This window comes from Pseudoalteromonas sp. CH_XMU1449-3, from assembly GCF_037027245.1.
GTDB lineage: Bacteria > Pseudomonadota > Gammaproteobacteria > Enterobacterales > Alteromonadaceae > Pseudoalteromonas > Pseudoalteromonas shioyasakiensis.
Map to the genome: position 1 here is coordinate 360,779 of NZ_JAYMDY010000002.1, position 14,974 is coordinate 375,752.

Genomic DNA, 14,974 nt, shown 5'->3' on the forward strand with positions numbered 1-14,974 from the left:
CTACATCCCACCATAAAACGTATTAACAAAACCTTTTAGCTTTTCTGCCAACCTTGGTATTACTTTCTTGCGTTGCAATACGCTAGGTGGCTTTTCCATCGTTGCTACTATGTCTTCACGTAGTGGTTCTTGATTGTTGAAGATCATGCGTTCGACTAGTTCTTTTACGTTTTCTGGAATAAGGTTTTCTTCCTCAGCCATTTGCTGAGTGGCTTTTTCTTTTTCTTCTTCCCAGTAAACTGCAAACGCGTCATCCACTTCTTCGGCTGACTTCACTTCTGGTAAGCTTTCTTGGATGAATTTATCAATTAATTCTTGTTTGCTGCGAAGGTTAGGATCACCACCAATAACCTGCATAATTGCTTTATATTGATACTGGTATTCTTCTTCAGTGTCTGTCTCTTTGAGCTTGCTAAGCAGCTTTAAGATGTAGGCAACGTTTACTTCATCCATTGCCAGTAGCTCTAGTTCAAAGTCGACTTCTTCGAGAATAGATTCTTTTTCAGGTGCCGTATTAGTCTTAACTTTGTCATAAAGATCAAGGTACTTACTCTTATAGTCCTCGAACTCTTGTTCACTGATGTCTACGTCATCAAACTCAAAGTCGACAAAGGTTGAAAGCACATTACGCAATCGCATTAATTCCCTAAAGGCTTTAACGTATTCCAGCTCCATATGCTCATCTTGCAACGAATCAACACTATCTACCTCTGGCGCAATCTTTTTAAGCTGCTCTAAAGCCTGGTTAAACAGCTTAAGGAATTCTTCATACGGCGGCATTATAACCGTATCTCTAGCGTCTTTATTTGAGAAAAGTGCTAAGGCTTCGTCTGTGCGCTTTTTAAGGTTACGGAAACAAACAATATTGCCTTGTGATTTTTGCTCATTCAGAATGCGGTTAGTGCGTGAGTACGCTTGAATCAACCCGTGATATTTAAGGTTTTTATCAACGTACAAAGTATTAAGTGTTTTGCTATCAAAGCCGGTAAGGAACATGTTCACGACTAGCAGAATGTCGATTTTTCTTTCCCGAACTTTTTTGGAAATATCGTTGTAGTAGTTATAAAACGATTCGCTGTCTTTCGTGGTATAGCTACAACGGAACATCTCGTTGTAATCGCCAATGAACTGTTCTAGCTTATCTCGGCTATGGCTATATGCAGCCTGAGGCTCGGCAACTTTATCCAACACTGCCTCATCTAAGCCATCAGCGTCTGGGTCTTCTTCATTGGCAGCATAGGAGAATATCGTCGCAATTCTGAGGTTGTGTTTACCTTCAGCCTTTTTCTTAGCAAACAGCTCATAATACTTAATTAAGGCAGGTACGCTCGACACACAAAACATGCCGGTAAATTCTTTACTGTGCGTTTTGCGTTTATGCTGAGCGATAATGTAATCAGCGATCTTTTCTAACCTAACATCAGATTCCATCAGCTCTTTGGTATCAATGCCTTCAACCTCAATATCCATCTCATTAGCGCTGTCTTTCTTCTTATAGCGGCCAACGTACTCAATATTGAATTTGAGCACGTTCTCGTCCTTAATCGCATCAACAATGGTGTATTTATGAAGTGGCTTGTGGAATAAGTCTGTCGTGGTGTATTTACGAGATGATTTTGACACCGCATTCTTTTCAAGAATAGGTGTACCGGTAAAACCAAACATTTGATGATTAGAGAAGAACTGAGTGATTTTCTTATGGGTATCGCCAAATTGACTGCGATGGCATTCATCAAAGATAAACACCATACTTTTGTCTTGCACCGGTTCCATTCGTTTAGAATAGCGTTTATGACTAATGGCGTTATTGAGCTTTTGTATGGTAGTAACAATCAGCTTGGTATTACGTTTTTCGTTAACCTTATCCGCAGGAATTGGCGCGTCAGTAAACTGGTCCACTAACAACTTAGTGTTATCAGTGCTATCAACACAGCCTTTGGCAAAGCCATTAAATTCTTTACTGGTTTGGTAGTCGAGGTCTTTACGATCAACCACAAATACTACTTTATGGATGTTGCTATCGCCGGTAAGAAGCTGTGCTGTTTTAAACGAGGTTAGTGTCTTACCAGAGCCTGTGGTATGCCAGATATAACCGTTGAGCTCATCAGTTGCTTGATTCTGAGCTTTTAACTGTTCACGTTCTGCAACTCGTTCAATAATCGCTTCTGTGGCATAGATTTGATACGGGCGCATGACCATAAGAATGCGGTCAGTTTCATTCAATACCACATACTTAGTGATCATATCTGTTAGGTGTTGAGGCGTTAAAAACTCGTCGGCAAACTTAGTTAACTCTGTAAAACGCTCATTTTTAACATCGGCCCAATAGAAGGTTTGTTTAAAGCTTTGTTTGCGATTATTGGCGTAATATTTAGTATTTACGCCATTGGAGATGACAAATACTTGAACGTACTGAAATAAGCCATCTTCAGCCCAGTAGGAGTGGCGCTGGTATCGGTTAATTTGATTAAACGCCTCTTTAAGCTCTAACCCTCTGCGCTTAAGTTCTATTTGAACTAAAGGCAAGCCATTAACCAATATGGTTACGTCATAGCGGTTTTTATAATGGCCTTCTACCGTAACTTGCTGCGTTACTTGAAAATGATTTTTGCTAAAGTCATCATCAAGAAACCGAACATAACCAGCCGTGCCATCGTCCTTGTTTATTTGAAGCCTATCACGTAGCGTTTTCGCTTTATCAAACACGTTGCCTTTTGATAAAGCATTACGAACTTGCTTAAGCTCGTTATCACTAATTTCAAACCCATTAAGCTTTGAAAGCTGTTTCTTTAGATTAGCTCGAAGGGATTTAACATCATTAATGACGGCATTCCCAAAGCCACCTTTAACGAGCTGTGCTACTAAATTATTTTCTAATTCTTGTTCAGACTGGTAGGCCACAATAACTCCTTTTAACTCTATCCCTTAAACAAACATCTGCTGCAACAAGCCTTTTTTAAAGGTTTGCGTTAGTTCAATTTGTTGATGCACCGCTGCTAGCTTTTTATCTAACGCCCCAGCAAACTCAGCAATTTTGGCTTGTTCTTCAGTACAAGGCATAGCAAATTTTATGTTTTTTAATTCATTGAAGGACAGCACAACTTGAGAAGTACCAACAGCTTGCCTACCAAACCGATTTTTGTGAAATCTTGATAATTCGATGAAGAATTTGTTTTGGTCATTCTTCATCTTAAAAACTGGGTAATAGGTGCTAATAATTCCCGTGTAGTCAAGTTCATTTAAATTAAAAAAGAATTGTCTGTCGTCACTTCTTGACCGGAAAGTTAAATACCCACTGGGAATAATATTAAATCCTATATTCGAGCGCTCTGTAATTCGCCCCTCACCATAATAATCGGACTGTTTCATAAGTCCTGTTCTTGATGACGTTAGGACTTCAAACTGATTCTCTTCGGTTGACTTGGCCTTATATTCTTCCAGCCATTTTCCGAGCTTTTCATCTTGCCAATCAGGGAAGTCATTACCATTATCATCTTTAAAGCGGATTTCTTGCTTAAACAGCTTTTGCATCACGCCTTTTTTGTATTGAGTCAGTAAGGTATTCTTTTCTTTAAGTAGGCTTATTTTTTTGTCTACTGAAGATAGGAAATTAGCAATTTTTTGTTGCTCATCATGATTACTAGAAATATAAATTTTTACTTCTGAAAGAGTATCTTGCCCTACATTATATCTAGTACTTCCACCGCTTTTTGTGACTATTTCTTTTCTTGCTAAATAGCTTTTGAGCAAATAGTTTAAATACACAGGGTTGTAGGCTTTCTTAGCTTTCCCCCTAATTACAAACCCGCCAAAACACGATGTCTTGTCAGGGTCTAAATAAACATTGGATTGTCCTGCTTCTTCACGATTTTCAGAGCTTCGCTGAAATAATATATCCCCATAAGCGACTTCATTTCTTTCAAAAACTTTTTCATCAACATCAACAGAACCAATAATAGATTCATGAGTAATAAAGTTATTGTTAATTATGTCGAGAACATTAATAAACTTATACCCTTTACCGTATGATTCTTTATCAGCATTAATACCGTTTTTAAAACTTAAGTAGTCGCCCAGTCTTTCAATATTCCAATACTCACCAAAGCCTTTAAACCTTAAATTGGGTTTAGCACGTTGTGATAGTTTACTCATGACATTAACTCTCCGAAGGAGCTTTGATGCCTAGCTCATTGCAGAATTTTCGAATATCTAAAACTGATTCTGACAGCAATGAATCAACGCTTTGTAGATTTTTAGAAACATCATTGATATCAACCTCAGGTTCTTCAACAAAATTATCTACATATCTGGGGATATTTAAGTTGTACCCATGTTCTTCTATAGATTCTCTCTCTTCATCTAGCTTGATTGGAGCCACATAAGAAAATTTATTAGCCTTTTCCGGCTCAAGCAGCTCTCTTTTTTCCACGGCTTCTAAAATCGCTTCTAAATCTTTATCACGCAGGTAGTTTTGATTCGTTGCTTTGCCATAATTCTGACTAGCATCAATAAACAGAATATTATCACTATGCTTGCGATTTTTCTTTAGTACCAAAATACAGGTTGGGATTGAGGTTCCGTAAAAGATGTTTGCTGGCAGACCTATTACCGCATCTAGATAATTTTTATCTTTAATCAAATGCTTACGAATATGTCCTTCTGCTGCACCTCGGAATAACACACCATGCGGTAATACAACCGCCATAGTGCCATCATCATCTAATTGATGCACCATATGTTGAACAAAGGCAAAGTCTGCCTTTGAGGCGGGCGCTAACTTGCCATAGTCTTGAAAGCGCTCATCAGTTAAATAGCCAGGCGATGCACTCCATTTTGCTGAAAACGGTGGGTTAGCTACCACTGCTTCAAATCGTTTTTCAATATGATGCGGCTGCTCCAACGTGTCATCTTGTTGAATATCAAACTGACGGTAGTGCACACCGTGCAAAATCATATTCATTCGAGCAAGGTTATAGGTACTAGGGTTTGACTCCTGACCGTAATAGTTACCAACTTCCTTTACTTCTTTCGCTACCCGCAGCAACAATGAACCTGAACCACAGGTTGGATCGTAAACGCTTCGCAATTTGTCTTTGCCCATAGTCACTAGCTTTGCTAGCAATTTTGAAACCATGGGTGGGGTATAGAATTCACCGGCTTTTTTACCAGCACCAGAAGCGAATTGGCCGATTAGGTATTCATATGCATCACCTAATACATCGATTTCTGTTTCGTGGTGTAGGAAGTCGATATCATCAAGGTGAACAAGGATTTTTGAAATCAGCTCGTTTTTGGCTTTTTCAGTTTTGCCCAGCTTGTTTGACGTTAAATCTAAATCATCGAACAGACCATTGAAGTCATCTTCTGATGCCGTGCCCATAGTGCTTTGTTCAATATGGTTAAGCACTTCAGATAAGGCTTCAAGGATAAACTCACCGTTTTCACCTTTTTGAGCAAGCACATGGAAAAGCTCACTTGGCTTTAAAAAATAACCTAAGTGGTCAATGGCTTCTTCTTGAATGGCTTCTAGGTATTCTTTGCCTTCATCGGTATTTTCATCAATAGCATCAAACTTAATACCGTCTTCTTTTAAAAGCTCATCAGCGTATATATCCATACGCTCAGATAAATACTTGTAGAAGATAAACCCTAAAATGTAATCACGAAATTCATCAGCACTCATGTTGCCACGTAAGGCGTTGGCAATATTCCATAACTGTTTTTCGAGTGCTTTTTTATGTTGTTCAACCATATTGTCTACTTACTTTAATTCAGTTTCAGCCCATTTTATGTGGGCGCTAATTCCATCAAGCCCCGGATAAATAGTAGCTCGATTGATTCCATAGGCATGAAGCTGCCTCTTAATTTTCTCTCTTAATCGATTTGGAATAACTATTTTTTCTAGGTGTTCCGATTTAAATTCCGAATTTAATTGATGATGAACTGTAAAAAGTCCACTTTGAGCAACAATTCTCCGAGTTGTATGAGCTGGGATAAATCTTCGCACAGGTTCTGTATTAGGAACTTTTAAAGGGTTCTGTATATCATCTTGTTTGATTGGGTCTTTTTTGTCATTAAAAACATATACAGCAGAATCAGAGGAACACTTTTCTTCGACTGCGAAATATAGTGCAACTAAAGGGTTTCTTGTCCAATCTAAAAGCCTAGTTGGTAGACCATGATGTTGAGCCAATGCTAGCCACTCCCATTCATTACGAGGCGAGAAATCAAGGAATGGCGGTGATTGCTGTTTAAACTCTGAAAACAAACGCTCTTCTACTTCATACTTCTCATCAGCTTCTACAGGTAATCGACCTACAGATGGGATTAAAGTATGAGATTCATCTTTCATTCCCCTATAAACTGCATACTTAGGATTTTGTTTTTCAAAGATAGCGGTTAAATCAGAGAAACTGTTAACAATATGCTGTTTACTAACCTTAACATAATGGCTAATTGCTAAATTGTAATCATTGTTACTTATAGATTTCAAACTTATTGACGTACAATATTGTTCTACATCCTTACGTTTTTCATATGCAGAAACTATACGTTGAACATCTTCAGAACGAAGGTAATTTTGGTTCTTATTTTTACCATAATCCAAGCTAGCATCGATAAATATAACTTGATCGGCTTTTTTCCTGTTCTTTTTAAATATTAGTATACAAGTGGGAATGCTAGTACCATTAAATATATTGGCTGGCAAACCTATTACCGCATCTAAATAGTTTTTTTCACTTATTATATACTTACGAATATGACCTTCGGATCCCCCTCGGAATAACACTCCATGCGGCAATACAACCGCCATAGTTCCGTCACCATCTAATTGATGTAACATATGTTGTACAAAAGCAAAATCAGCTGTTGAGGCAGGAGCTAGCTTACCGTACTCTTGAAAACGCTTGTCATTTAAAAAGCTTGTGCTTGCACTCCATTTTACTGAAAATGGTGGGTTAGCTACCACAGCCTCAAATCGCTTTTCTAAATGATGTGGCTGCTCTAAGGTGTCATCTTGCCGAATATCAAACCTACGGTAATGCACACCGTGCAAGATCATATTCATGCGGGCTAGATTGTAGGTGCTAGGGTTTGACTCTTGCCCATAATAGTTATCGATTGTTTGAACTTCATTGGCGACACTTAGTAACAATGAGCCTGAGCCACAGGTTGGGTCGTAAACGCTTCGCAATTTATCTTTGCCCATTGTCACTAGCTTTGCTAGTAATTTTGAAACCATTTGGGGGGTATAGAATTCACGTGCCATTTTACCAGCACCAGAGGCGAACTTGGCGATAAGGTATTCGTAGGCATCACCTAATACATCGAAATCTTTTTCGTGGGGTGGAAAGTCAATATTATCTAGGTGAACTAAGATTTTTGAAATTAGTTCATTCTTGGCTTTTTCAGATCTACCCAACTTATTTGAAGTTAAATCTAAATCATCAAACAAGCCATAAAAGTCACCTTCAGATTCCTTGCCTAAGGTGCTTTTTTCAATATGGTTAAGCACTTCAGATAATGCTTCCAAGATAAACTCACCGCTTTCACCTTTTTGAGCAAGCACATGGAATAGCTCGCTCGGCTTTAAAAAGTAACCTAAGTGATCAATGGCTTCTTCTTGAATGGCCTCCAAGTATTCTTTGCCTTCATCGGTATTTTCATCGATAGCATCAAATTTGATACCGTCTTCTTTTAAAAGATTATCAGCGAATATAGCTATACGCGCAGATAAATATTTGTAGAAGATAAACCCTAAAATGTAATCGCGAAATTCATCGACACTCATGTTACCACGTAGGGTATTAGCAATACTCCAGAACTGCTTTTCGAGTGTTTTCCTCTGTTGTTCAACCATATTGGCCACTGTTCCTAGTTAAGTTGTTGGCCTGGTGTTATTGAGAAGTCGATTAAATCGACCAGGCTGTTTTTATTCCTCAAATACAATTGATACTCCTCGCCAGTTAATGTTGCGTCTTCTGTACAGTCAACATTCCACTGACGGAGTACGTAATTTGCTAAAGCGGCTCGAACCTCAAGTTTAAGTATGCCCTTTATCATGCCGTAATCCATTTCAATAGCCTTGCTATGGCTAAGCCTTGGATGAGGTACTAGCTGCAATTCACAAAGCGTATTCCAAGCAGTATCTATGTCGGCCAGTTCATTATTTTTAGGCTCAGTTTCTTGCAGTTCGATACGCTTAAATCGCGTGCAAACAAAATCTTTAAACGCTTTGCTTTTACGGTCATAAGCTCGCACGTGCCAACGATGACCGTTATTAACAATGGCATGTGGTACTAACTCCCGTTTGGTTGCCCCGCTGCTAAGAGACTCATATTCACACTTAATGGCTGAATTCGAGTAAATCGCTCGCATGATAGCCGAAACGATTTCTGGCTTAGGGTGAACTAATCTAATAGCATCAAAACACCTTGGAGATTCCTCTTGTGGTAACGAGAAACCATCTCCAAAGCCGTTTGCCAATGTTCTAAGTACAGACTCAGGATTGTGCTCGAAAATGGCTCTGAATGCGTCTGAGCGCACATAGCGCTTGTTCTCATGCATGAGCACAGCGTTATCAGGTGATAGTTCTTTATATAGCGCGAGATCACGAGTACAAGAAGCTAGGCCAGTGCCAAACTTTTGGATCAAGTCAGCCCTTGCTATTTGACCAAAGAATTCGAGGCTAAAGTCAATAAAAGCAAGGCGTTCACGCTGTGCGTGATTAAGGTTATCGAGCACTGTAAACACATATTATATCAATAATTATATAAGCCAGATTAACCGATAAAAAACAAAGGAGCAATCAAATTGATGTAATCATTTTGATTTTTTATGCTAGTCTTATGAACATTATTAATTTGAGGCAATGCTATGATCATTAACCCTGACGGCTGGAGCGTATTGAGTCTTCTTCGTGAAAACGGAACAAGGACTTATAAAATCTTTTCATCATGGAAACACAATGATGTGTGGCGATTGTCTTCCGGTGCAAATAACCTAAAAGATATAACAGTGGAGGGTGAGTGCCTTGTATGGCCACAGATGTCGGGATCAGTGTACGAACTCTCATTTAGTGGTCAAAATATAAGTACACCATATACACTCAGCATCTTGAGCCAAAAGATTATCCCAACGTTAACTGAGGGCAGAATAAAACTGACCAGATTAGACTTAATCCAGAATGGCTCATTTGACATAAACTCAGTTAAAGAAACCGAGCTCAATGATATAAAGGATTTTAATCCTACAAGATTTGGCGATAATGCGTTGATAAACCAAAGTGATTCTAACTCAGATGCACCGGTGGAAGACAAGCAATCTGGGCATTATAAGCTAGCTAATGAGTTTAATGAATTGTTTAAACGGATTGAATCACCTAAGAATCCTCTGGGTATCTTCAGAGCTACAGAAGAGGAGCTAAGGATTACTTATAAAGCTGGAAAAACAGAAGATAATAACAAAGGCTAGAACAGATATATTGATGGCCCCAAAGGCAGTAGTCTAAATAACTGATCCTAAGTCTGCTACACCCTCGCCAGTCCAGGTTGGTTTCCAAGGAATGGTGAGGAGGTTCCCATAAAGCGACGCACTCTTTGCTGCAATGCCCACATTTCAGTGTATTTGTGATTGCGGGTTACGGTTTCGAGTAAGGCGTGCCATAGCTTTCAATCTTATAGACCCAAGGGCTATAAACCGGCTGGAACAGCACGATAAATTTCGGATTCTGCTTCAGCCATGCCTGCGTCTTTTTACTTTTGTGCACCACTCGCTAAATTAGGCCGCCTTGATTCATCGAATACCGTCACAGAAATGCTTACACTTAACCTCCATAAAAAAACGTTCAAAAAATAGACAAAACTTATTTTATGTAATATATGTTAAACTTAATCTGAAGGTTCAGCTTGTAAAGGATTACATATGTTAAAAAAGCCATTATTCATTTTTTTTTCAATCATTCTTATAACAGGATGTGTATCTAAAAATTCATTTAGACCACAAGCTGACTTTGTTTGTGAGTTATCCCCTTCAGAGCAATGTATAAAACAAGCTCGTCTTAGCGTACCTACAGCGAAAGGAAACTCTTACTTACTTAGTTTCTTCGAGTTCGATGACCAAGGTTTTCTTCACAACAAAGAGAACAAATCTACAATTATTCACGAATATAAGAATATTGCCGCTACAGAAGACGTAATTCTGATAGTTTTTGTTCACGGTTGGCATCATACAGCAGATAGTGATCCTGAAGATTCAAACATAACTTCATTCAGGGAAATTCTTGCCAATGCTTCAGATTATTTAGATAAGAAAGTCTTAGGCGTATATGTTGGGTGGCGGGGCGATTCCGTTAGAGTTCCACTATTAGACAGTTACAACATTGTTAACTGGTCTACTTTTTGGGAACGGAAAAACACAGCTCATGAAATAGGAACGCAAGGCTTAACAGATTTAATGCTTGAATTAGAAGAAGTTGTTCAGCCAAGATCTAGTAGTAATCACAAAATGCTGAGTATAGGACACAGTTTCGGTGGAGCTGCTTTATTTTCCTCGATAAAGCCAGTCTTAGCGGAACGACTAATTCAATCACGAGAGAAAAATTCCGGTGTTGAAGGTTTCGGCGACTTAGTCTTACTTATGAACCCTGCATTTGAGGGTACTAAATATGCTAGTTTATTCGAACTTTCGCAGAATGACTGTAAACCCTACATATCAACGCAAAAACCAAGATTCATATCACTAAGCTCCAGTGCAGATTTGGCCGTTAAATGGTTATTTCCAACAGGTAGACGCTTAAGCACTATTGCAGAATCTTATAGAGATGTATCACTTACGCATTGTAAAGATGGAGAATCAATACCCACTCCGTTATTAGACACTGAAGATACTGATAGATATGGCATGGGACACAACAGCTTCCTAATTTCTCATACTCTAACACTTTCAAATGATCCAGAAACCAAAGTTACTTCTCCTACAGTTAACCCTTTATTACAGAAAGAAGAATGGGATTCTAGTTTGGAGTCGGGAACAGCTTATTTTGCAAATTTTGAGTTGAAACACAATAAAATTACAGATGCGCATTCACCTTATATGAATATTCACACAGATAGTTCAATAATGGATGGGCATAATGACATTTGGAACGACAACGTAAAAATGTTCATTTATCAAATACTCAACCTAGCAAACAATTAATGTGAATTTGATAAGTTGCACCGACTCATACACGTTCTGGCTATTTTGGAATTTGTTTTGAGCAAATCAGACAGTCCTCAAAAAGTCGAGCTAGCAAGGGAAGTGCTGTGTCTTAATGCGTTAGGAGGCGCGAAGGTTCATATAAGTGTAAACTCATAATAGTGAAAATAAACACTGTACTGTAGGATTTCCCTACATAATAATGCTTTTTTGCACTATTACGGAACTCGATAGAAAAAGTAATTCATTATCCATTCAAACTATAAAATCAGATATGAGCTAGTACATCTAAAGCGAAGCAGCCGCTAGACCGCTTCGTATAACCTCAACACTCTCTAGATTGCCACTGGAGCTTTAATGTTTGGATGAGCGTCATAGTCAACGACTTCAAAGTCTTCAAATTTATAATCATAAATAGACTCTGGTTTTCGATTGATCTTTAACTGTGGCAATGGTTTAGGCTCACGTCCCATTTGCTCTTTGATTTGTTCCATGTGATTAGAATAAGCATGTAAATCACCAAAACTCACAATTACTTCACCAGGCTCTAAATCACATTGCTGGGCTAGCATGTGAACTAACAACGATAAACTTGCAATGTTATAGGGTAAGCCAAGAAAAATATCTGAGCTTCGAATATATAGCTGCCCAGATAGCTTGCCGTTGGCAACGTAAAATTGATAAAGCAGATGACACGGAGGTAATGCCATGCGCCCTTGCTTAACATTTTCTTGTGGGCTTATACTTTCATCAGGTAAATATTCAACATTCCAACCATGGAATAGAATTCTTCGACTATTAGGATTGTTTTTGAGGGTATCAACAACATAATCGATTTGGTTGATTTCACCGCCGTCTTTAGTTGGCCAAGCTGTCCACTGCTTACCATAAATTGGTCCTAAAGAGCCGTCTTCCAGCGCCCACTCATCCCAAATTTTCACACCATTTTCATTTAGCCATTTATTGTTTGTATCACCGTTTAAAAACCAAATGAGCTCATTGGCTATACTTTTAAAGTGCAGCTTTTTAGTCGTAAGCAACGGAAAGCCATCTTTTAAGTTGTGACGGATTTGACGACCAAATACTGAAGTTGTGCCTGTTCCGGTTCGGTCACCTTTTTGAGTGCCATTTTCAAGCACATCCTTTAATAGGTTTAAATAAATATTCATGACAATTCTCTTATTATTTCTTGTAATTTATTTCGTTCATCTATCAGTTTTGCAACTTCAAATTTAAGGTTATCAACATCTTTTTTTGTTGAATTAAGAGCATCTCTAGTTCTGTCAGCTTGCTTTTTATAGTCTTGTTTTATTTCGTAAGCGGAGACTGCTCTGGAAAACCAAAATCCAATTTCTAGTTGCAATTGAGCGATACAACTTTTAGCTTCTTGCAACTGTTCTGCATCAGATATAATCTCTTTAGATTCTTCTGGTATTACACACTTTGACTGAATTTCTCTAAGCTTTTCACTATTAAATCCACGGACTTTTAGTGTATTTCTAGAGAAACCAGTTACTCTTGCGAGCTCAGAAACTGTCAACTTCATTTCAGAAGTGTTTAATATCAAGTCGATAGCACTTTCTATCTCTTCTGTTCTGGCTTCATAAGCTTCAATGTTATGCTCATCAAAGTTAAATTGTACCATGTTTTATACCTCTACTCCCAGATCATCTAGCACCATTTTTGCTTCGTCTAACACGGCGATTAGTTGCTTTTTGACTTCAGGTTCTTTTTCTTTCGCAAGTTTAGATTTATTCGATATATACAGTTCTTTCCATTTAGGAATATGTACCTGAGAAACAACAGCATGCTTGCAACGAATAGGGTTACAACGTAGTGTGCCAATACAAGGTAACGATTCATCAAAATCTTCTCGGCCTCCACCACAGAATCCTGTCCCAACGTCAATTATCGCGATTCCTTGCTCAACCAGTTGGTCGATGATTTCTTCAACTGTGTATCCAGCCGCCATATATCCGACAAAAAACTTTTGGATTCTAGCTTTGTGCTCTTTACCTAGCTTTCCAACATAAGCTCCATCTGGATTGTAAAGACCAAGCACCTTCTCACGTTCTGCTTGCTTATAATAAAAGTCACTTTGCATCTTGTTCTCAACAAGAGACTCAGCAATAGACCCATAATCAATGGTTGTTACTGATGCAGCACCATCTTTAGTAAATCGTTCAACCCCTTCAACCATATGTTTAAGCTGAAAGGAAATTAGCGGTAAGCCAACCCCCATTCTGTGCAGTTGAAATGCCAAAGTATGACGAAAATAGTAAGGATTAAAGCCAATTTTTTTAATCTTTTGTTGTTTCGTTAGGCTACTATTGTAGTGAAGGCATACAGCAAGGTAATTGTTAAAGAAATTGGTCATTCCTGAGCTTGTCATTTCCTGCTGTTCTTGACTTGGACCTAAAGTATCTACATTTCCAAGTAAATAATTATTTTGATAAATACTAGAAATCATCCTCGCGACTTTAAAAGCATCATCCATAATCGGAATCCGAACCCACGCTTCATCAAACAGCTTAAGATTCTCAAATTCATTTTTACCTACATTCGATAAAATAACAGGTACTTCATCTTTCTCAGAAAAGCTATGTTCTAAATGAATATTTGAGAGTTCTTCTGGTCTAGCTCCCATGTACTGACAAATAATGAAGCAACTTGCATAATAAATTTCATTAATCTGCACCCTAAGGGTGTCCATGTGCTCTATGTCATGACGCTCTTTAAATAACTTTCCAAGGCTGGTCCGTTGATGAACTTTTCCATTCTCTTTAAAAAAGTAAGAAGGAAGTTCACAAACGGAATCTACATAACTTAAATCATAACCTTTTGCTAGCAACCTAATAGCGGTATACTCTTTAAGTATCTGCGGTGTTATTTTAAAATCACTTTCAAATTTAGCAGCATAATGTTGCTGGTAAAAAAGTAGTGAAGTTTTATCACTAATTTCAAGCTCTTTCTCTTGCCAAAGCAAAAATTGCATCACCCTGTTTGATGAGTGTGTCACTGCATCGCTAAACTCTTCATTAGTAAAGTATTTTTTCTTTACCGGCTCCCCTCCCCGTACTTTTGAAAGTTTAGCTTTTTTAGATTTCACTTTTCCTAAGATTTGCTCATGATAGTCAATTTCAAAACCTAAAAACTCTTTCAGCCTAGGACTCGTAAGGTGATTAAAAAACGATTTTAAAGTACTGTCTTTAGCCCCTTCAAAACTATCCATGCCTTGCTCAAATTCATCATAGTTAATATCAGATAACGACTGGTACGTTTCCATAACATACTTCTCAGTGTATTCGTTAATTAAGCCATTGAACGTATGATTCAAATAACGCATTCCAGCTTCAAGATGGCTAATGATGGTATTCGGCTTTAACGAAACTTTTCCTTTACGCTTTCCCTTCCGAGCAGGTTTAATAAAACTCTTTGGAAGCAGATATACACACTGAAATAAGCACTTCAGCTCAACAATGATAAATTTAGGAATGCAATTGTATTTCGAAAAATCAATTCTCAGTTTTGCACCTTTAACATTTGGAGCTGGATTTATAATGTCAGAGTTAAAATCCCAAATTGGATCTCTGAAAACACTCAATTTAGATACAGGTAAGTTAAGCAACTGAATTACAGAAAGATCTATAGACTCTGTATCTATTTGTCTGTCGCCACTGTCCAATATAGAGATTGCATGTCTGATCAACGCAGTTTTTTCTTTGACAGCGTTAAGTGTTTTTATTTTTTTATTTAATTCAATATCTTTCACTAT

At 38.1% G+C, this 14,974-nt stretch carries 10 protein-coding genes and 1 pseudogene; 2 read left to right on the forward strand and 9 right to left on the reverse strand.

Annotated elements, in window-relative coordinates:
- The 5 genes from WA256_RS04225 to WA256_RS04245 form a co-directional block, all read right to left on the reverse strand.
- The gene (locus WA256_RS04225; protein WP_335989190.1) at positions 1–2,901 is read right to left on the reverse strand and encodes a type I restriction endonuclease subunit R; all 2,901 of its coding nucleotides are present in this window, start codon (positions 2,899–2,901) and stop codon (positions 1–3) included.
- A 24-nt stretch (positions 2,902–2,925) separates the two neighbouring features.
- A complete protein-coding gene (locus WA256_RS04230; protein WP_335989192.1) occupies positions 2,926–4,152 on the reverse strand; it encodes a restriction endonuclease subunit S in 1,227 nt (408 codons plus the stop codon).
- A 4-nt stretch (positions 4,153–4,156) separates the two neighbouring features.
- Positions 4,157–5,752 (reverse strand): type I restriction-modification system subunit M, encoded by a 1,596-nt coding sequence (locus tag WA256_RS04235; protein ID WP_335989194.1) that lies wholly within the window; start codon positions 5,750–5,752, stop codon positions 4,157–4,159.
- Between the two features lie 9 nt (positions 5,753–5,761).
- Positions 5,762–7,792 (reverse strand): type I restriction-modification system subunit M, encoded by a 2,031-nt coding sequence (locus WA256_RS04240; RefSeq protein WP_442961414.1) that lies wholly within the window; start codon positions 7,790–7,792, stop codon positions 5,762–5,764.
- A gap of 83 nt (positions 7,793–7,875) precedes the next feature.
- Positions 7,876–8,754, reverse strand: a complete 879-nt coding sequence (locus WA256_RS04245) for a WYL domain-containing protein (protein WP_335989197.1) — start codon at positions 8,752–8,754, stop codon at positions 7,876–7,878.
- 123 nt (positions 8,755–8,877) lie between these two features.
- Here WA256_RS04245 and WA256_RS04250 point away from each other — a divergent pair, with 123 nt between their 5' ends.
- A complete protein-coding gene (locus tag WA256_RS04250) occupies positions 8,878–9,474 on the forward strand; it encodes a hypothetical protein (protein WP_335989199.1) in 597 nt (198 codons plus the stop codon).
- Positions 9,475–9,530: 56 nt separating this feature from the next.
- Here WA256_RS04250 and WA256_RS04255 read toward each other — a convergent pair.
- Positions 9,531–9,772 (reverse strand): annotated as a pseudogene (locus WA256_RS04255) (IS630 family transposase); the annotation flags it as partial.
- Between the two features lie 152 nt (positions 9,773–9,924).
- Here WA256_RS04255 and WA256_RS04260 point away from each other — a divergent pair.
- Positions 9,925–11,199, forward strand: a complete 1,275-nt coding sequence (locus WA256_RS04260) for a hypothetical protein (protein WP_335989201.1) — start codon at positions 9,925–9,927, stop codon at positions 11,197–11,199.
- A gap of 335 nt (positions 11,200–11,534) precedes the next feature.
- Here the strand turns inward: WA256_RS04260 and WA256_RS04265 are convergent, their stop codons facing one another.
- The 3 genes from WA256_RS04265 to WA256_RS04275 are packed head-to-tail and all read right to left on the reverse strand — an operon-like array spanning position 11,535 to position 14,971.
- Positions 11,535–12,368 carry a thymidylate synthase gene (locus tag WA256_RS04265; RefSeq protein WP_335989203.1) on the reverse strand — a complete coding sequence of 278 codons (834 nt, stop codon included), beginning with the start codon at positions 12,366–12,368 and terminating at the stop codon, positions 11,535–11,537.
- Complete coding sequence (locus tag WA256_RS04270; RefSeq protein ID WP_335989205.1) at positions 12,365–12,844, reverse strand: hypothetical protein; 480 nt, start codon at positions 12,842–12,844, stop codon at positions 12,365–12,367. Before WA256_RS04270 ends, WA256_RS04265 begins: the two co-directional genes overlap by 4 nt.
- A 3-nt stretch (positions 12,845–12,847) precedes the next feature.
- Positions 12,848–14,971 carry a hypothetical protein gene (locus WA256_RS04275; protein ID WP_335989207.1) on the reverse strand — a complete coding sequence of 708 codons (2,124 nt, stop codon included), beginning with the start codon at positions 14,969–14,971 and terminating at the stop codon, positions 12,848–12,850.
- Positions 14,972–14,974 lie beyond the last annotated feature (3 nt).